Origin of the sequence: Pedobacter nyackensis, assembly GCF_032678475.1 — a bacterium.
Classification (GTDB): Bacteria; Bacteroidota; Bacteroidia; order Sphingobacteriales; family Sphingobacteriaceae; genus Pedobacter; species Pedobacter nyackensis_A.
Genome location: NZ_JAVTSF010000004.1, coordinates 231566 through 251545, shown reverse-complemented (window position 1 = coordinate 251545; position 19980 = coordinate 231566). Strand labels below are relative to the sequence as shown.

General features: G+C 38.7%; 12 protein-coding genes. 8 read left to right on the top strand and 4 right to left on the bottom strand.

The annotated features are described in order from the left end of the window. The first annotated feature begins 3 nt into the window (after positions 1–3). The 3 genes from R2Q84_RS15100 to R2Q84_RS15090 all read left to right on the top strand — a co-directional run bounded on the left by R2Q84_RS15100 (position 4) and on the right by R2Q84_RS15090 (position 4539). Complete coding sequence (locus tag R2Q84_RS15100; RefSeq protein WP_316817402.1) at positions 4–1446, top strand: RagB/SusD family nutrient uptake outer membrane protein; 1443 nt, start codon at positions 4–6, stop codon at positions 1444–1446. A gap of 11 nt (positions 1447–1457) precedes the next feature. Next, positions 1458–2879, top strand: coding sequence for a TlpA disulfide reductase family protein (locus R2Q84_RS15095; protein ID WP_316817401.1), 1422 nt, complete (start codon positions 1458–1460; stop codon positions 2877–2879). A 142-nt stretch (positions 2880–3021) separates the two neighbouring features. Next, positions 3022–4539, top strand: coding sequence for an arylsulfatase (locus R2Q84_RS15090; RefSeq protein ID WP_316817400.1), 1518 nt, complete (start codon positions 3022–3024; stop codon positions 4537–4539). Between the two features lie 70 nt (positions 4540–4609). Here R2Q84_RS15090 and R2Q84_RS15085 read toward each other — a convergent pair whose 3' ends face one another. The 4 genes from R2Q84_RS15085 to R2Q84_RS15070 all read right to left on the bottom strand — a co-directional run bounded on the left by R2Q84_RS15085 (position 4610) and on the right by R2Q84_RS15070 (position 11545). Beyond that, complete coding sequence (locus R2Q84_RS15085; RefSeq protein WP_316817399.1) at positions 4610–5968, bottom strand: RagB/SusD family nutrient uptake outer membrane protein; 1359 nt, start codon at positions 5966–5968, stop codon at positions 4610–4612. 10 nt (positions 5969–5978) lie between these two features. Continuing rightward, complete coding sequence (locus R2Q84_RS15080) at positions 5979–9572, bottom strand: SusC/RagA family TonB-linked outer membrane protein (protein WP_316817398.1); 3594 nt, start codon at positions 9570–9572, stop codon at positions 5979–5981. Positions 9573–9768: 196 nt separating this feature from the next. Then, positions 9769–10896, bottom strand: a complete 1128-nt coding sequence (locus tag R2Q84_RS15075) for a FecR family protein (protein ID WP_316817397.1) — start codon at positions 10894–10896, stop codon at positions 9769–9771. A gap of 70 nt (positions 10897–10966) precedes the next feature. Continuing rightward, on the bottom strand, positions 10967–11545 hold the full coding sequence (locus tag R2Q84_RS15070) for an RNA polymerase sigma-70 factor (protein WP_316817396.1): 579 nt from the start codon (positions 11543–11545) through the stop codon (positions 10967–10969). A gap of 140 nt (positions 11546–11685) precedes the next feature. Between R2Q84_RS15070 and R2Q84_RS15065 the strand changes: the two genes are divergently transcribed. The 5 genes from R2Q84_RS15065 to R2Q84_RS15045 all read left to right on the top strand — a co-directional run bounded on the left by R2Q84_RS15065 (position 11686) and on the right by R2Q84_RS15045 (position 19956). Further along, positions 11686–12297, top strand: coding sequence for an RNA polymerase sigma-70 factor (locus R2Q84_RS15065; protein WP_316817395.1), 612 nt, complete (start codon positions 11686–11688; stop codon positions 12295–12297). Between the two features lie 68 nt (positions 12298–12365). Then, positions 12366–13577, top strand: a complete 1212-nt coding sequence (locus R2Q84_RS15060) for a FecR family protein (protein ID WP_316817394.1) — start codon at positions 12366–12368, stop codon at positions 13575–13577. A 134-nt stretch (positions 13578–13711) separates the two neighbouring features. Next, the gene (locus R2Q84_RS15055) at positions 13712–17290 is read left to right on the top strand and encodes a SusC/RagA family TonB-linked outer membrane protein (RefSeq protein ID WP_316817393.1); all 3579 of its coding nucleotides are present in this window, start codon (positions 13712–13714) and stop codon (positions 17288–17290) included. Positions 17291–17319: 29 nt separating this feature from the next. Continuing rightward, positions 17320–19068 (top strand): RagB/SusD family nutrient uptake outer membrane protein, encoded by a 1749-nt coding sequence (locus tag R2Q84_RS15050; protein ID WP_316817392.1) that lies wholly within the window; start codon positions 17320–17322, stop codon positions 19066–19068. A gap of 27 nt (positions 19069–19095) precedes the next feature. Then, positions 19096–19956, top strand: coding sequence for an endonuclease/exonuclease/phosphatase family protein (locus tag R2Q84_RS15045; protein ID WP_316817391.1), 861 nt, complete (start codon positions 19096–19098; stop codon positions 19954–19956). Positions 19957–19980 lie beyond the last annotated feature (24 nt).

The window sequence follows — 19980 nt, the reverse complement described above, 5'->3', positions numbered from 1 at the left end:
CAGATGAAATTATTTAAAATATATACCTATACAACAGTACTTGCGGTGGTTCTTTTTACCTCCTGCAATAAGTTTCTTGATGTAACGCCTAAAGGTGAAGTTATTCCTACAACGCTTGATGATTATCTTGCATTAATGAGTGCTCCGCTTCAAATTGGCAGGACCTCTAATAATACACATTTCATTACAGACGAAATTAATTTACCTGATGCTTATCGTGCTGGGGCAACTAATTATCCAGGACCTGGAGCAATTAGAGCTTACGATTTTGAAGCTGAATTATATGACGTATCTGAGGAGGATGAAGACTGGAACGTGGCTTACAGAACAATTTATGTAGCCAATTCGGTATTGTCTGGCATTGAAACAAATACGGAAAGCAATCAGACGAAGAGAAATCAGGCTAAAGGAGAAGCATTGGTACATCGTGCCTATAGTTACCTTACTTTGGTAAACGAATATGCTAAGCATTATAGCGCCACTGCAGAAACAGATATGGGAGTGCCGTTAAATCTAAAAGTAGATATCAATGCTTTGCCAGTAAGGGCATCGGTAAAAACGGTGTATACGCAGATCGAAAAGGATTTATTGGAAGCAGCAGATATTTTATCCGAAAAGTCAGCATATAACTATAGACCAAATAAGGCTGGGGCTTTTGGCGTATTGGCTCGTATGTATCTGTATATGGGTAATTGGGCTAAAACAGCGGAGTATGCAGGTAAGGCTTTAGCCATTAATAACTTTATTTACGATTACAATGATTTTAAACTAGCTAACGAAACTAAGCCTCAATCATCAGCAATTACAGGCTATCCACCTTCCTTACTAAATAAACAACACATTGTACTGGGAAAGTATAGCTTGAAAGTAGGTAGTTACGAATATAACTACCTGTTCTCGGATGAGCAATTCGGTTTGTTTAATCCGATACCACGAGATCTGACTCTCCCTTATGAACCTTACAAAGTAAATGATTTTAGAGAGACATATGGATCAAGTCCTTTTGGTTATTCAGGTAAAACTTTTGTAGGCGAGGGCAGAGGTATTAAAGATACCAATGGTACCTACGATTACAATAATAGTGGAATTACTACGCAGGAATTGGTATTACTACGTGCGGAAGCTTTGGCGCGTTTAAATCAGACACAATCTGCTTTAGATGATTTGAATATGTTGAGAAAGAAACGTATTCCAACATTAAAATATGTGGACCTAACTGCAGCGACACCTGCAGATGCGCTAAATTTAGTACTTAGGGAACGTCGTATAGAATTGGCATTTTCTGGTCTACGCTTAGCGGATATCAAAAGGTTAAACCTTGAAGGAAGAAACATCAGTGTAACTCACGGCACTAAAACATTGCCGGCTAATAGCCCAAGGTTTGTATTGCCAATTCCATCTAAAGTAATGAGTTTAAACCCTAACCTTATTCAAAACCCACGCTAGGGTAATTATATATGAAGAAGATCTTATTATTTTGCATTTTGATAGGAAGTAGTGTAGTTAGTCGTGCCATCACGAAGATAAATGGCGTTTTTAAAGTCGCTGATAACCGTAGCATTACTATCTATTTAAAAGAAATACTGGCAGCAAATGAAACCCGAAAGCCTTATCAGCAGGAACTGAATATCGGTGTTAGACATTCATTTAGCATGAAAGCGGATATCAAAAAGGCTGCATTTTTTATGCTTACTGTAGTCTCCGAAAACGAAAAGAATAAATCGGCACACAACAGTGTTATTTACCTAACACCAAATGATAAGCTGAATCTTGAATTTCAAGGGAAGGGGCAGTTTGGACTGGTATGCAATTACAGTAAAATCAACAGCACAGATAATAAGGCATTATTCGAAATAAATGAGAAATTCAATGGTCTTTTCAGAGATTTATTTAACAGTAAAGCTGATGTGATCAATCAAAAAGAAGAATTAAAGCAGTTTTACGTGTTTACTGATGAGGTGCTTGCCAATAAAAAAATAAGCCCGGAAGTTCAGAAGTACTTAAAGTTTAATGCTTTTGATGTGTACAATACACATTTATACCGACTTGCATTGGATTATAACAGGGGATCTAAAAATACTGTTCCGGTTGGGGCTGGCTTTTATGCCCAGCCTGTAGATCCCCTTTTTTACTTCAATGATCCTACAATTTTGTTGTTCCCAAATGGCGTTTCAAACGTGATCAGGTATCTCGAGGTTTGTACGGAAATGCCCGTTTATAAAAGCAGGAAATCATTAGAAGAGATTAACAAGCTAATAGAAGTGGTAAAAGGTAAGGTGGCTAACAAAGCATTAGTAGATGAGGTGATCGGAAGTCTTTTAAGCAGCTTTACCACTAGTTATAAAATGACCGGAAACTTCGATAATGATTTGCAGGCGTACGCCCTTATTGCACATCAGATAAATGATCTGGCCATCCGTTCTTCGGTTAAAAAAGCATTTGAAAACTTAAGATATACCATGAAGGGGGCTGCTTTGCCAGTTGTGAAATTTGAAAATGCAGCAGGAGAAACAGTAAGCCTGGATCAGTTTAAAGGTAAATATCTTTTTATTGATTTATGGGCTTCCTGGTGCGTACCCTGCATTAAAATGACACCTTTTGTGCAGCAACTTGAAAAGCAATACGAAGGGAAGAATATTAATTTTGTAGCCATTTCTATTGATGCCAATAAGCAAAACTGGCTTAGTAAAATGAAAGAATTAAACATGCATGGCCATCAGCTTTTAGACTTGCCAAATGCTTTTGGAAAAAACCTGAACATTACCGGGATTCCACATTACATGATTTACGATCCGGAAGGCAAATTAGTGGTGTACAAAGCTGTAATGCCTGACAACCCGAAGCTGAAAGAAACAATAGATCAATTGCCTGGTTTATAGTTTGTAATAAATAATCTCCATTTAATAAGAAGCCTCGTTTGCAATTTGCAACGAGGCTTTTGTATTTTGTAAGGATCAAATTAGTAAGTTTGAAGACACAGACACAAAAAAACTAATGCCGTAGTAATTTTATCAGAACCACATGAAACAAATACTTTTCCTCATTTTAATAGCCAATACCCTTGGTGCTTTTGCGCAGAAACAAAAAAAGACCTTAAAAGATAAACCTAATGTCATATGCATTTATGTTGATGATCTGGGATATGGAGATTTAAGCTGTTACGGGGCAACCAACATTAAAACACCAAATCTGGACAAGCTGGCTGCAGGAGGTATTCGTTTTACAAATGGGCATTCAACTTCTGCAACATGTACACCATCCAGGTTTGCTTTTATGACCGGGCAATATCCATGGCGGACGAAAGGAGTAGCAATTTTGCCTGGTGATGCGGCATTGATTGTTCCAACAGATAAAGTTACATTGCCTAAACTATTTAAACAGGCAGGCTATCAAACTGCCATTGTAGGTAAATGGCACCTGGGACTGGGTGATCAGGTGGAGAAAAACTGGAACGGCGAAGTTAAGCCAGGACCAAATGAAGTAGGCTTTGATTACTCTTTTATTTTTCCGGCAACTGCTGATCGTGTCCCAACTGTTTTCTTAGAAAATCACAAAGTGGTGGCACTCGATCCAAATGATCCTATCAAAGTTGACTATTATAAACAAATCGGAAATGATCCTACAGGAAAAGATCATCCCGAACTATTGAAAATGCAGTCCTCACCAGGACAAGGACATAATCAAACCATCGTGAACGGAATTGGAAGGATAGGCTATATGAGTGGGGGCAAACTGGCACGCTGGGTGGACGAAGAATTGTCCTCAACTTTTTTAGATAATGCAAAGGCATTCATTGAAGGAAATCAAAAAAAGCCATTCTTCTTATATTTTGCACTAACGGAACCTCATGTACCACGTATGCCGGCAACGCAGTTTAGAGGAAAAAGTGGATTAGGTTTAAGAGGCGATGCCATTTTGCAAATGGATTGGACAGTAGGTGAAGTTATGAAACAACTGAAAGCTTTAAACCTGGATGACAATACCGTTATTGTATTTACCAGTGATAACGGACCAGTTTTAAACGATGGGTATCTGGATGAAGCTGAAGCTAAATATAAAGACCATCCGCCAATGGGCAAACTGAGAGGTGGGAAGTATAGCGCGTTTGAAGGTGGCACAAGAGTACCTTTTATCGTGAGTTGGCCAACAATGATTAAACCTAAGGTTTCTTCAGCGCTTGTTTCACAAGTCGATCTGATGGCTACTTTTGCATCGATAATAAAACAACCTATTCCAAAGGAGGCAACAGACAGTGAAGATCTGACAAAAGCATTCCTTGGACAATCTGATCAGGGACGGTCAGTATACATCACACAGGGCGGTTCACTTTCAATTGTAAAAGATGGCTGGAAATATATCACGCCTTCTAACGGACAAGCTTTTAACAAAGAGGTACAAATAGAAACAGGTAACGCACCGACACCTCAACTATACAATTTAAATGAGGACATAGGAGAGAAAAATAACCTGGCTGAGAAATATCCTGAAAGAACCAAAGAACTTGCTGAACTGCTTGAAAAAATGAAACAAAGCAAATAAAGTGTTAAACTGTATATTGCGTTCATGCCCATTAGGGGCATGAACGCAATTACTATTTTTATAAAAATTATTAATTCTGAGGCATGTCAGGATTAAAATTGATGACAGCTGCAGGTATTTTAAGAACGTATTTCGAACTATGTTTTTCCAGTGTGGCAAGAACTTCTCCTTTTACATTTAATCTTGTGACCACAGGCATTTTATCTTCCGCATCCAATTTCCGCATGTCCATCCACCTCATACCTTTAAAAGCAAGTTCAAACCTGCGTTCTAATAGTACACGTTGTAAAACGATTTCTTTGTCTGCAGATTGAAAAGGCTGGTAACTTGCAGTAGCAGTACGGAATTTACGGATGTCGTTCATATGGTCTAAAGCTGGTTGTAAATTGCCAGCTCTTGCTGCGGCTTCCGCAATAATGAGTTTCATCTCTGCAACTGAAGTTCCAAAACTAACCACACCTCCGTTTGGGGAGAACTGGGTTACACCACGTGTAGGGAAAGTGTAGTCACCCAATTTGGTGTAAAATAAGTTTAAGCGCCGGTCGGCTTTATCAAAGAGTTTAAGAAAATCAACAGTAGCAAATACCGCAGAAGAAGAGTTTGTCCCATAACGGGCATAGATTTCCTGTTTGTTTATGACCATTTGAGGAATGTTGGCTTTGGTAGTGACTGTATTGTAATCCATCAGTTCCGTAGTTGTCTCCTTAAGTGCCAGTTCAGCATACTTTGTTGCATCTGCGAAATTGTTCATGTAATAGTAGGCCCTGGCAAGTATACTGTAAGCCGCATTAACGGAACCTCTAAATTTGTTGGTGTTGTTGTTGCGGGGAAGATCCGGAAGCGCGGCATTAATGTCTCCGATAATCTTTCCATAAATGAAGCTTACTGTTGCCCGTTCGGGTGTTTTGTCTGTAATGTCGTTGGACGTAATGAATGGAACTGCGAGATCCGTATTTGCTGTTGCCGGATTATAAGTCTTAGCATATAAATTTACCAGGTACAGATACTCAAACGCCCTGCCTACCAGGGCTTCGGCTTTTAGTTTTTTCTTTTCCTGGGCACTACCTGTGGTCGCTTTTTCAACGCCGTTTATTACGGCATTAAAAGTGTAAATATTAGTGTAATGAAATCCCCAGACCAGAGGACGCTCGTTTATGGTGGGTGTAAGTTCATTTGCCCACAAATAACTCAATATGGTGGTGGTTCTGCCCAAAGGATCTACAGAAGGATTATCTGCATCATCGGACATGACATTGAGTAACTGTTCTCCACTACTGGTTAGACTCTGGCTATTCAGCAGCAGGTCATAATCGGTCGCTGTTTTTAAAATTACTTTACCCTTAGGTTCAACCTCCAGGAATTTTCCGCAGGAACTAAACAGACTTAACGAACAGAGTGCAGTTAAGGTATAATGTATATAGGTTTTCATTGATCAGGAATTAAAAGTTAGTAAATAATCCAAGTGTAAATGTTGGTACAAGGTTTCTTCTTGCATAACTGCCGGTAGCCAGACTGTAATTGTACTTGTTGAAACCTTTGGTAAATAAGTTTGAACCCTGAGCTTTTACCTCAAAATTATTAAAGCCAAGTTGCTTAAATATTTGATTATTAAATCTGTAGGAAACTGTGACATCTCTTAATAAAATATAAGAGCCATTTACCACATAACGGTTTGAGTTATCATACACGAGGAAAGCTCTCGTCGCATCCATGTTCGAATAATTATAAAATCCCATGATGTCAGTTTTTAACTCATCACCTGGTACTTTAAAGTAATTTTCAGCACCCTGAAGCGGACGGTTGTCGTATATATACGGGCGTGGAATACGTGTTTTAAATCCGGTATATAAGTCAACCATAGCATAGATGTAAAGAGGACCTATGTCAAAACGGTTACTAATCCCTATTGTATATGGAGGGATATTATTTCCCGAATAGTCAAGGTCTTTTATACCTTCATCATTACTCGTATAGTATAATTCTTTAGCATTGCCCTGAGTATCGTAAACGGTTGGTAAGCCTCTTTGATTTAGCCCGGCGTACCTGAAACTGAACATTGATCCGACCGGATAACCTATAATGTAATTGTTCGCTTTGGAGCCATCCACATATTGGTAATTGAGTTTGAGATTATTTTGATAGATGTCCAAAACTTTACTGGTATTGTAAGAGAATGCGATACCTGTGTTCCAGTTAAAATTCTTGCGTTGTAACCAGTCGCTATTCAGACTAAACTCAAAACCTTTGTTCTTTATTTTGGCAGAATTTAAAGTTGTAAACGACGCCCCTTTGGTGGGATCTATCGCAGCATTACCCAGCAGGTCATTACTGTATTTGCTATAATAGTCAACGGTTCCGGTAATCCGTTTGAAAATGGTAAAATCTAATCCGGTATTGAAGTTACTGGTTTCTTCCCAGCGCAAAGCACTGTTTTCCAAACTTTGGATAGTTAATCCGGTAGAAGTTGGGATAGTACGCAGGTTATTGGTATAATTTGCGATGATTTGAGGCAAACTGGCTTTAGAAACGTTTCCATTAAAACCTTTTGAAATTCTGTATTTAAGGTTGTCAACCCAAGTCAGATGCTGCATAAAAGATTCTCTGGTTACATTCCAGGCCCCACCTACAGACCACAATGGTTTGTAACGGAATTTCGGATCGGTACCAAAAAGATTAGATTGGTCTATACGAATACTTCCGGAAAAGATATACCTGGATTTGTAAGCATAAACGCCGTTAAAATAACCCGAAACATAACGGTCATCGCTAAAAGACTTTTGGAAAAGATCTGAGTAATTTAAACTGCTATTCGGGAAAAGTGTATTGTACCATGATCCCGTCAGAATTTTATTGTAGTCAACCGGTTGTTGTAAAAGTGTCTGGTCGTTATAACCAAAGTTTGCATATCCGTTTAGTTCTGCTGTGATCTTGCGAACCTCAGCACCTGCGATAACATTGATCGAATGGTCTTCGCTCAGGGTTTTGTCGTAGTTCAATTGTGCCCGTAAAGTATATCCTGTAGTGGTCCCGATTTTCGTCTTGTTGTAACCGCCTTTGGGTAAATTAAATTTAATTATACCATCGGTACCCACTTCTGAATATAAGTTTACAAATTGCTTAATCTCCGAAGAGTTTTCTGTAGCATAGTGTTTAATATTGCTCGTGCTGTATTCATAAACGCCGCCCAGTTTTAAAGTAAGGCTGGGAATGATTTTATAAAATAAATCACCAACCATTTTATTAGATGTCGATTTATTCTCATCACTTACCTCATTAATTTCCCTTAGCGGATAATTCAGGTTATCATAGTAGCCCTTGGCGATAATCCCTGGATTGTATAATGGATTTGTAGGCGATCCGGCAAATGTAGCCATAGGATTTCCGTTGCTGTCCTGAAACCGTTCAAAAGAATGAAAGTCTGTATAATTATAGACAGGAACACCCTTTACCTTTTTCTGGATGAAGTCAGTAGTGAGTACAAAGGATAGTTTATCATTAAAATTGTAGGTTCCGCGACCCGAAAGGAGGAACCGTTGGTCGTTTGATTTTATCTTTGAATTCTGGTTATTGGTAAGGTTGGATGAAACATAGTAAAGTGCTTTTTTTGTTCCACCTGATAAATTGAAGTCATATTGCTGAGTTACTTTATTTTGTTCAAAATACTTGCTATAGTCATTTGTATTATCATAAGCAAATTGTTCGCGCATACGTTTTTCCATTTCTTCTCTGGTAATTAATCCCGATTCGAGGTCAATCAATGGTTCGTCGCCAGCATTATACCTGCCTGGATTATTGGTGAAATAGTTCCTGTCCATACTGCCATTTCTGTCGTAATCATCTATCCGGTAGTTCATTCTTGCTGTATTGGGAGCTAATCTATAGGTCGTATAGTCCTCTTTTGGGGTAACACTTAATGTACTTCTAAAACCAAATTGTGTATTCCCGACTACGGCTTTTTTCCGTTCAACAATGATGACCCCGTTTGAAGCCCTTACACCATAAATCGCAGCTGCAGCCGCATCTTTAAGTACAGTTACAGATTCAATTTCGTTGGGGTTAATAGCATCGAGGGTTAATTCGGTAGGGTAGCCGTCAACCACCACCAAGGGCTCTTTCGCTGCCGAAATGGTAGAAATACCCCTGATCTGAAATAAGGAGTTTCCCTCAAACTTCAAATCATTGTTGATTAAAACCCCGGGAAGTTTGTTTTGTATACCTTGTAAAAAGTTATTGGTAATGATCGGTGATTCATATTCTTTCACATTAACTTTAGCGGAAGATCCGGTCAGTAATTCCTTCGGGATTTTCTGATAGCCGGTAAATACAACATCCACCTCATCCAGTTCTCCGGTATTTATTTCCAGTTTAATCACAGGATTGTTTTTTAGTTGACTGGCAGGGATTTCTTTGGTTTTATAACCTATATAAAAGAACTGTATAATGGCGTTTTCATTGACATTGGTAAGCGTAAATTCTCCGTTCCCATTAGATGTTACCAGTCTATTTGTTTCCTTGATTTTAACAGAAGCTCCTGGTAATGGCGTTCCTTTTTCATCCGTAATTTTTCCTTTAATTTCTATGGCAGTGAAAAAGTCAACTACCTTATCCATTATAGAAGGCATGCGTTCTTTGATGATTACAATTTTATCTTGTAAAGTGTAGGTTAGGTTCTGGTTGGCGAAGCACAATTCCAAAGCTTCCTTTAGAGAAATGTTTTTTGCTTGTATGCTTACTGGTTTGGCATTCTTGATCAGCATGGTATTGCCAATAAAATCATAGCCAGTTTGCGACTGTATTTTATTGATAATGCTTTCAAATGATGTGTTCTTTTCATTCAGGCTAACTTTTTGTGCAAAACTGCTTGCACTCACCTGAAGTAAAAAGCTGGTCATGATGATAATAATTAGGTTGATTCTCATTATCCATTTTCTTTTGTCTACTCGGTGAAAACACTGTTTAGCAAGTGCTTTCCACTGAACAGGATCAATAGAGACTTTGGTCAAAAACCTAGCCTCCAGATTATAATTAATCATATATTTGATTGTTTGGGTTTATGAATCACGATATGCATTGATTTCGTTAGAAACTGATGCACTCATGTTGTGTTTAGTTGATAATTGTTTCACGCGATTTTAACGGGTAAACTCAGATATCTGCCGGAGGAGGGTCGTAGCTCTTCCGGCTTTATCTGGTTACCCTTTGCGAATGATATCCGCAGTTCTGGTAACATTATTTCATAACAATGACGCTCCTTCCTTCAATTCTAAAATGAACATTTCCTGTTTCTGCAATAGCTTGCAATACTGCCGACAGATTTTTTGAGTTTGAGATCACGCCAATAAAAGATACTGTTTGAACATTGTCTTCAAAAATCACCTGAACATCGTACCATCTTGAAATTTCCTGCATAATGGTTTCCAGGTTTTCACCATTAAATATGAAATAGCCATTTTTCCAGGCTATAGCCTCTTTTACATTGGCATTCTGTATATGTATGGTGCTCCCGGTTAAGACAGATTGCTGGTTCGGACTTAGTATAACTTCCTGTATGTTTTTTGGAGTTTTGGTTGCAACTTGTACCGATCCTTCAAGAAGTGTGGTTTTAGTATTCTTTTGATCCCGATAACTGTTAATGTTAAAATGCGTACCTAAAACCTTTACATTTTGTTGATCGGTTTCAACGATAAAAGGTTGGTTTTGGTTTTTTGATACCTCAAAATAAGCTTCGCCAGTTAGCTTAACCGTTCTCGTAGCTAAAGAATGAAAAGAGTTTGGGAATTTTAGATCAGAAGCCGCATTTAACCAAACTTTACTGCCATCGGGCAATACGATTTGGTAGGTGCCTCCCCGGGGCGTGCTGACCGACAAATTACCTATGGGTTCTTTTTTATTGGATAGGGTAGATGATATCGCTGTGCCATCATCATAGCTCAGTTTATTTATATCAATAACAACTCCGGTTTTTGCATCACTTAAGTTGATTTTTTTACCGTCTGAAAGCGTAAGTGTAGCTCTTTTACTCCCGGGACTAATGTCTTTATCTTTTATAGTTACCATTGAAAATGAAAGCCCTGTAGAATTTCTTTTTTTGTAAAAGACAACACCCAAACCAGTAACTAAGATAATTGCGGCTGCACTTGCCCAGTTGCGCCATTTAACGATTAGTGGGCTTTTATGTGCTACAGGCAGACGATGATAACCTCTGTCTAACGCAAGCTGTATTTTTTCTTCCGATAACGTATCAGGTAAATCCTGGTTCCATTGCGCATACCATGCTTCAACTTTGGCCAGTTCTTCATCTGTACAGGTTCCTGCAGTATATTTATCCAATAATGATTTAGCTATGTTGTTTTCCATTGGTTCTTGTAAACGCTAATTATATGTAAGACGGCTAACTAAGGCTTAGGGCCGAGAAGAAAAATAAAAATTAGTAAAATAAAATAAAGAACAACCAGGCGGTAAAGCTTAGTTTTGATCTTAGTGTTTTTAAGGCATTGTTTACCTGGCTTTTAACTGTTTTTTTTGTGATGCCTAGTCTTGAAGCGATTTCTTCATGACTTAAGTTCTCTTTTCTGCTCAATTCAAATACTTCCCTCATTTTTGGAGGTAATGCGGCAATCTCTTTGTCTATAAGAGCTTCGAGTTGTTTTTCACGCAGAAGAAAGTCGGTGAAGTCTTCTGATTTTTTTAAAAAACTTGCAAAAGAGGAAATGTATGCTGATTCTATTTTTTGGTGAGCAACATAATCCAGTATACGGTTTCGTATTGCTGTATACAGATATCCTGATAAATTGGTTTTGAAGACAAGGGTATCACGTTTTAACCAAAGTGTTGTAAATAATTCGTGAATAATGTCGTCTACCTCCTGTTCGTTCCTCAGTCTTTGGTAAGCATGGGTATATAATAAGCGTTTATACCGATGGTAAATCTCGGTGAAAGCACTGTGGTTGCCATTTTTCAATAGCACAGTAAGTTCCTGATCGGTAAAATTACAATAATCGGTCATGCGGCTTTCCCTGGCTTAGTGTTCGCCAAAGCAAATCTATAAAAAAGAAGAGATAGATCGATAATCATTTGTTAACCGTCAATTTATATTGCTTTTACAAATTTGCGTATAGATAGCTGAATAAATTATTTGGATTACAAGTGATAACCTTTTTAACAAAAGAGAAACTGAGTTATGAACAACAGTTGTTACGAAAAGTAGCAGAGGGTGATCAATATGCTTTTGCCACGCTATTTAAAAAGTATGCAGAAGGACTGGCAACCTATGTATTGAGTATATCGGAATCACAGGAAGTGACAGAAGAGATTGTACAGGATGTGTTTACTGTAGTATGGCAAAAAAGGACTTCTTTACCTCAGCTGGAAAGTTTTAGTAATTACATCTTTATTATCTCCAAAAATAAAACGCTGAATTATCTGCGGCAACAGGCAATGACGCGTAAAGCACAGATAGAATGGGCTAATCAATTTGAAGAAGAATTTGAAGACATTGATCAATCCTCCCGAAAAGAAGAGTTGTTTGTACTTATTGAAGAAGAGATTGATAAACTCCCTCCACAACAAAAGCGTGTCTATACCTTAAGTCGTGTAGAAAAGCTAAAATATGAAGAAATTGCACAGCAACTTGGTCTTACCAGGGAAACGGTAAAAAAGCACATGAGTCTTGCTTTATTGTCCCTGAGAACTAATCTTAAATTTCTGACTGAAAAGGCGATTTGTGTGCTTTTTTCAATATTTATTACTTTTTTTTAATTTTCCATTACCTCCTTTTTTCAGTTCCGTGTCTTTATAGAAAAGACCTGTTAAAAAGTAAATCCTATATGGAGAAAAGTAGACTGAAGCATTTGTTTGAGCTTTATTTTAAGAAAACAGCAACAACATCTGAACGCGATGAATTGATGATGTACATCGCAAACAGTAAGTCTGATGAATTGCTGGAAGCAGAAATGAAGCACTTGTACACTTTGCATCATAAAAAGAATGACAAGACTGGTTTACCTGTTATCTCCTCACAAAAGGAAGCTGATATAATTCGTAGTATACTAAACAATGATGATTCGAGGTCGGGGAATTTAGTTTTAAAAAAAATACGTGCATGGCATTTGGTGGCCGCCAGTCTATTTATTATGATGTGTTCGGGCTTGCTTGTATGGCAGCAACATAAAGGTATAAAGGAATTCGATTCGGTTAGAATAGCTCCCGGGGGAAATAAAGCAGTCCTTACACTTGATAATGGAGCTCAGATTGTATTAGATGAAGCTAAAAGAGGGGAAATAGCCAATTCACATGGCGTAAGAGTTCTGAAAGATGTGGATGGAAAGTTGATTTACGAAATTTCGGCCTCTTCCGGAAATGTAGATCGGAATGCTTTTCATACCATTTCAACGCCAAGAGGTGGGCAGTATCAGTTGAAGTTACCTGATGGTACACAGGTTTGGTTAAATGCAGCATCTTCTCTAAAATATCCGGTTTCATTTGCTGCTTCCTATCGGGAAGTAGAATTGAAAGGTGAGGGGTATTTTGAGGTTGCTAAAAATCCGGCAGCACCATTTAAGGTGATTACGCCGCACCAGGATATTACGGTGCTGGGTACACATTTTAATGTTAATGCTTATCAGGATGAAACTCAGGTGTTGACTACGGTGCTGGAAGGAAGTGTAAGGGTCAATCCAAAATATCAGGCGTACAATGCAGTCCAACAATTTAAAGTACTGAAGGTTAACCAGCAGTCGGCACTCAATTTAAATAGCAATGAAATAAATGTGAGTGAAGTGGACGCTATGGTAAGTGTAGCCTGGAAAATGGGAAAGTTTCAGTTCCAGGGAACGCACATATCTGAGGTGATGAGGCAGTGGTCTAGGTGGTATGATGTAGATTTTAAATATCAGGGTAAGCTGCCTGATATCCGATTATCCGGTGAGGTGAATAGAAATGTAGATGCAGTTGAAGCTCTGGATATATTGAATTTTTTCGATTTGAAGTATTTGCTGGAACGACAGCCCAATGGTAAAAAAGTAATTATAGTAAAATAACAGGTCTTATTATTCATTAAATCTTACAACCATGGACAAATAAATACATTCGACAACAAAAAAGGCCGTCACCCAATGGCATGGGCAACGGCCATAAATTATTGAGTTTTCACCTCCCAACAATTACAAAACTAATGAAATTATTTTCGTTTATCCTAGCTATGTTAAAAACATGGCCTTCACCCGGTATGATTATGCGTATAAATATTTGCATACTTCTTATTATTTTAACCAGCATTCATGTAAGCGCTTCCACTTATGGTCAAAAGGTCAGCATTAGAGAAAAAAATGCACCGCTTTATAAAATTATGCAGCAGCTTAAGAAACAAACGGATTATTCCTTTGTATACAGCAGCGAAAAACTGAAAGTTTTTAAAGCAAGTATTGATGTAAAAGATGTTACAATAGACCAGGCCTTGTCTGTGTTGTTTAAGGATTTGCCCTTTAGCTATAAAATTGTCAAAACAAACGTACTGATAAAGGAAGACAAAGATAAAAGTATTCCTGTTCCAGCTTTTGGAACGCTAATGAAAGTGGATGCCGTAATGCAGCAGATTAAAGGTAAAGTTACTGATAGTAAAGGCGGTCCGTTGCCAGGTGCTTCAGTGACGATTAAAGGTAGTAAGTATTCAACAATCACTAAAAGCGATGGTAGTTTTTCATTTGATCAGGATCTAAGCACAGGCACATTGGTGGTTTCGTACATCGGGTACCTGACTAAAGAGGTTGCGATCAGCGGAGATTTCCAAAACATTGTGCTACTTGAAGATATTCAAGGTTTGGGTGAGGTGATTGTAGTAGGTTACGGTACTACTAAAAAAATCAACCTTACCGGAGCAGTAGCCCAGGTTAGTGCAAAGGAGCTACAGGACCGGCCGGTTTCCAATCTTACTCAGGCACTACAAGGGGTGGTGCCCAATTTGAACGTTACTTTCGGATCTGGTAAGCCAGGGCAAAGCGGGATATTAAACATTCGTGGAAATACTTCTATTAACGGAGGGACACCTTTGGTACTCATTGATGGGGTACCGGGAGATATTGACAGGGTAAGTACCCTGGATGTGGAATCTATATCTGTACTTAAGGACGCATCTGCATCTGCCGTATATGGCGCACGTGCTGCATTCGGTGTTATATTGGTTACAACAAAGCAATCTAAAGATGGTAAAACTTCCATTTCCTATTCTAATAACTTTGGTGTAAAATCACAACTTACTAATACTGATTTCATCACTTCTGGTTACTGGAATGCTAAAATAAACGATGATGCCATGTATAATGCGCTGGGCAATACCAATACCAGGTATTCTGAAGAAGATTATGCAGAATTACTTGCCCGTGTTAACGATAAAACCGAAAATCCTGAAAGGCCATGGGTAGTAGTTAAAAAAAATGCAAGCGGACAGGATATGTACAGGTATTACGCAAATTTTGACTGGTACAACTATCTGTTTAAAAAGACTCGTCCAAGTACTGAGCATAACATCAACCTGAGTGGATCGTCTGATAAAGTTCAATACCTGATCTCCGCCAATACTAAAGATGAAAAAGGCGTGTGGAAGGTCAATCCAGACGATTATACCCGGTACAATATGAGAAGTAAAGTTAATGTAGATGTATATGACTGGCTTTCTTTGAGTAATAATACCAGGTTTTTCCAATCCAAGTATTCATGGTTTGGATTACAGGATAATTTTCCCCGGGTAACAGATAATGTTACGCCAAATTATCTGTACCATTTTATGGCTGCCTATGTGCCCCGAAATCCAGATGGAACACTGACAGGGTATACAGGTATCAATTCCTATTCTGTAGGTTATGGGATGCATGCTTTAATGGAAAATGGAAAATCAAAAGGAGAGGATGGCCAAAGTGAATTAGCTACTACTTTTGAAGCCATCATTAAACCGTTTAAAGGATTTAATCTGACTGCCAACTACACGTACGGGCAGGAGAGCTATAATTACTTTTATCGTGCTGTACGTGTCCAGTATTCAAAATTTCCGGGCATCATGGAGAATTATGCACTTGGGAACCTGAATAAAGATCAATTGATAGACAATGAACGTACAAACCGTTATAAGGTTTACAACGTTTATGCAGACTATGAAAAAGAATTCAATAAGCATAACCTGAAGCTAATGGCGGGATTCAATCAGGAGGAACGGATATTTAAGACGATCAATACTACGGGGTCTGAATTTTTGTCTGAAGATCTGAATGATCAAAAACTGGCTACCGGTGTTCCTGTAGTGGGAGGTGGAGCAAGTGAATGGGCGCTACGAGGTGCTTTTTATAGGTTTAATTATAATTATGCCAATAAGTATCTTTTCGAAGCTTCAGGTAGGTATGATGGAACTTCCCGTTTTGCAAAGAACGATCGTTTTGGATTTTTCCCATCCTTCTCAGCCGGATGGGTGCTAAGTGAAGAAAACTTTTTTAAACCTTTAAAAAGCGTTGCAAGCAGCCTTAAATTAAGATATTCATATGGTACACTGGGTAATCAGGATGTAGACACGTATGCGTATCTGGCTTCAATGGGAACAGGACAAATTAATTACCTGGTCGATGGACAGAAGCTGAAAGTGATTAACCAGCCTGGTGCGGTAACGCCAAATCTGACCTGGGAAAGTTCTATCACGAATAACTTGGGGCTGGATGTCACTTTTCTGAATAATCGTTTATCTCTGACTGCGGATATTTATACCAGGAAAACTATTGATATGCTTACGAAAGGGAAAACCCTCCCGGTAGTGTTTGGGGTTGGTGAACCTAAAGAGAATGCGGCCGACTTGAAAACCAACGGATTTGAGCTTAGTTTAGAATGGAAAGATACTTTTAATCTGGGAGGCAAACCATTTAGATATGGTGTAGGAGGTATGTTGTCTGATTATACTGCTAAAATCACCAAGTTTGATAATCCAAATCAACTGTTGTCCGATTATTATGTGGGACAGAAACTCGGAGATATCTGGGGATACAGTTATGACGGGTATTTTAAAACCGATGCTGAGGCACAGGCCTATGCAGCTATTGTGAACCAGGACCCTGTCAATAACAGAAGAGTTCAGGCGCCTACTGCGGAATTGAAAAAATTGCAGGCCGGCGATATTAAAATCCTTGATCTGGATGGTAATGGTATCATTTCTACGGGGGCTAATACCTTAAGCAATCCGGGCGACAGACGTATTATCGGGAATACTCAGCCTCGCTATTCCTACGGTTTTAATTTATCTGCTTCCTGGAATAATTTCGATATCGCAGCGTTCTTTCAGGGAGTTGGTAAAAGAAACTGGTATCCCCACCTGGAGGCTCAGCAGTTCTGGCATGTGTACGCAAGGCCTTACGGTTCTTTTTTGCCAGAGAATTTTCAGAACATGATGTGGTCTCCTGAAAATCCAGATGCGTACTTCCCCCTGGTTCGTGGTTACATTGCACAAAATTCAGAATTGTCGGTTGCTAACGACAAATATCTTCAGGACATTTCTTATCTAAGGTTTAAGAACCTTACAATAGGTTATAATTTGCCATCTGCCTTATTGAAAAAAGTTAAAGTGAGTAATCTTCGTATTTATTTTTCTGCAGAGAATCTTTATACCTGGACAAAGTTAGATACGGATTATATGGATCCGGAAGAGGTAGTGACAGATCCTACAGGAAGAACTTATCCTATGTCCAAAACTTATTCTGCCGGCCTTCAGCTTACCTTTTAATGAATTTTCAAACCAGTAAAATAATAGAAATGAATACATTTAAAAAAATAGTAGCCATACTTATTTTAGTTGTTTTGGCTTCATGTAAGGACAGTTTTTTAGACAGGACCCCGCTGTCGGAATTGACTCCTGAACAATCATTTACTTCAGAGGTGGAGCTTAAAGCTTATACCAATGCTTTTTACAACCAACTACCGGAGGCACTCGACGTATTTTATAACAGCCCTTATTATGGTGATGACGACGCCCGTACCACTGTTCCTAACGAGTTCAGGGGAACCCGTACAGTGCCTACTACCGGTGGTGGCTGGAGTTGGACGGAGTTAAGAAGGATTAACTTTTTCCTGGAAAACTCAGATAAGTTTAAGAATGAAACTATCCGGGCTAAATACAATGCGTTGGCGAGATTTTTCAGAGCTTATTTTTATTTTGGAATGGTACAGCGTTTTGGAGATGTGCCCTGGTATGATAACGTACTTGAAATTGATGATCCGGGATTGACGAAAGCGAGAGATACCAGGCAGTTCGTTGTAGGAAAGATGATGGAAGACCTGGATTATGCCATTGACAATTTGCAGACGGACAAACACCCTCAGTTGATTACAAAATGGACGGCACTGGCACTAAAGTCCAGAGTTGCCCTGTTTGAAGGAACTTATAGGAAGTATCACGGACTGGCAGGCTGGGAAAGCTTGCTGGATCTGTGTATCTCAGCTTCTGATCAATTGATGACACAAAGTGGCTATAAGATTTATAAGTCTACTGCTGATAAAGCTTACCAGGACCTGTTTAATTTTGATGATGCGAATAGGGATGAAATGATTCTGGCCCGTCAATATAGCGCCTCAGTACCTTTCGTTCACAGCGTTAATTTTTATACGCTTTCCGTTTCCTTTGGAAGGCCAGGGGTATCCCGTCATGTCATAAATTCCTATTTAAATGCAGATGGTAGCCGTTTTACAGATAACCCAAATTATAAAACGATGCAGTGGTTTGAAGAAACCCAAAATCGTGATCCACGTTTGAGCCAGACCATTCGTATTCCAGGTTACAAACGTAGTGGAGAATCAAATTTAACGCTTCCGGATTTTGCATCCACTATTACAGGATATCAATACGTAAAATATGTACAACCTACTGCTTTTGATCAGGGAAACTGTGTGAATGATATGCCGATTTTTCGTTTTGCAGAAGTGCTGCTTAATTTTGCAGAAGCTAAAGCAGAGCGTGGAACCCTTACCCAGACTGACCTTGATCGGAGTGTCAAGCTGATCCGTGACCGGGTAGCTATGCCAAATATATCTTTGATTGCTGCAAATGCTCTTCCTGACCCTTACATGGTAGATTTGTACAGAAATGTGAGCAATTCAAATAAAGGGGTAATTCTTGAAATTAGAAGAGAACGTCAGGTAGAGCTGATCCGGGAGGGATTGCGTTATTATGATCTTATTCGCTGGAAAGAAGGTCAGATCTTTAGTCGTGTATTTAATGGAATGTATTTCCCAGGGGTTGGGACATATGACATCGACCATAATGGAACAATTGATCTGCACATTTATGAAGGCACTAAACCAGCTTCAGTTCCGGGTAGACAGTATCTTAAAATTGGTGAAGTGGTATTTGAAAATGGGCGTAATGGCGGACAGATCATCACTAATCCTACTGTTACCAAACAGTGGGATGAAAGTAGGGACTATCTTTATCCGATTCCTACTCAGGAAAGACTGCTCAATAAGGCACTGAAACAGAATGAAGGTTGGGTTGATGGTGTTAAGTAATTTATTAAAATCTTAAAACTTGTAAAAATGAAAAAATATTTTTTGTCAGTAGCAATTCTCTTTTCTCTGCTGCTTGGTCAGCAAGCAACAGTGTTTGCTCAGAAAGAATTTAAAATACTGTCTTATAATGTGCTGAAAGGTTTGCAGCAAGACAGTTTAATCCATAAGGAGTACTTTGAATGGGTAAAAGCGATCAATCCAGATATTGTGGCTTATCAGGAAATGAACGGGTTTACACAGAAGTCGTTGGAGCAATTTGCTGCACAGTACAGCCATCCTTATGCCATACAGTCAAAACTAGAGGGGTTTCCGGTAGCACTATCCTCCAAATATCCAATTGTAAATGTAAAGAAGGTGGTTGACAACATGTGGCATGCCTTTATCTATGCAAAAATCAATGGTATTCATATTTTTGTAATTCATTTTTCACCTTTTAATCTTCAAAAGAAACAGGAAGAAGTACGTAACGTATTGGCACATGCTGCTGAAATTCCAGCAAATGAGAAGATTCTGATTATGGGTGATTTTAACTCCGTATCCAAGCGGGATGCTGCAGAATATTCTGAAGCCATGGTGAAAGGTATGCAGGAACGGGAAAAAAAAGAAGCCCATATTCGTAATCTGAATAATGGCCAGATAGACTACAGTGTAATAGATGCTGTTGAGAAAGCAGGATTTAAAGATACCTTTTGGTTAACGAATAAGAAATTTGTGCATAGTATACCCGTAGTGAAATACGGTAAGGCAAACCCAAAACGCATTGATTTTATGTTTGCTAATCAGGCAATTGCAAAGGAGGTTAAATCTTCTGTTATTATACATGATGAACATACCGATAATATGTCAGATCATTATCCGGTTCTGGTAACTTTTGGTTCACAGAAATAACGGGCTTATTCCAATAAAAAAGAC

Coding starts and splice junctions, on each gene's coding strand:
- R2Q84_RS15100 (WP_316817402.1), top strand. CDS start 4: ATGAAATTATTTAAAATATATACCTATACAACAGTACTTGCGGTGGTT.
- R2Q84_RS15095 (WP_316817401.1), top strand. CDS start 1,458: ATGAAGAAGATCTTATTATTTTGCATTTTGATAGGAAGTAGTGTAGTT.
- R2Q84_RS15090 (WP_316817400.1), top strand. CDS start 3,022: ATGAAACAAATACTTTTCCTCATTTTAATAGCCAATACCCTTGGTGCT.
- R2Q84_RS15085 (WP_316817399.1), bottom strand. CDS start 5,968: ATGAAAACCTATATACATTATACCTTAACTGCACTCTGTTCGTTAAGT.
- R2Q84_RS15080 (WP_316817398.1), bottom strand. CDS start 9,572: ATGATTAATTATAATCTGGAGGCTAGGTTTTTGACCAAAGTCTCTATT.
- R2Q84_RS15075 (WP_316817397.1), bottom strand. CDS start 10,896: ATGGAAAACAACATAGCTAAATCATTATTGGATAAATATACTGCAGGA.
- R2Q84_RS15070 (WP_316817396.1), bottom strand. CDS start 11,545: ATGACCGATTATTGTAATTTTACCGATCAGGAACTTACTGTGCTATTG.
- R2Q84_RS15060 (WP_316817394.1), top strand. CDS start 12,366: ATGGAGAAAAGTAGACTGAAGCATTTGTTTGAGCTTTATTTTAAGAAA.
- R2Q84_RS15055 (WP_316817393.1), top strand. CDS start 13,712: ATGAAATTATTTTCGTTTATCCTAGCTATGTTAAAAACATGGCCTTCA.
- R2Q84_RS15050 (WP_316817392.1), top strand. CDS start 17,320: ATGAATACATTTAAAAAAATAGTAGCCATACTTATTTTAGTTGTTTTG.
- R2Q84_RS15045 (WP_316817391.1), top strand. CDS start 19,096: ATGAAAAAATATTTTTTGTCAGTAGCAATTCTCTTTTCTCTGCTGCTT.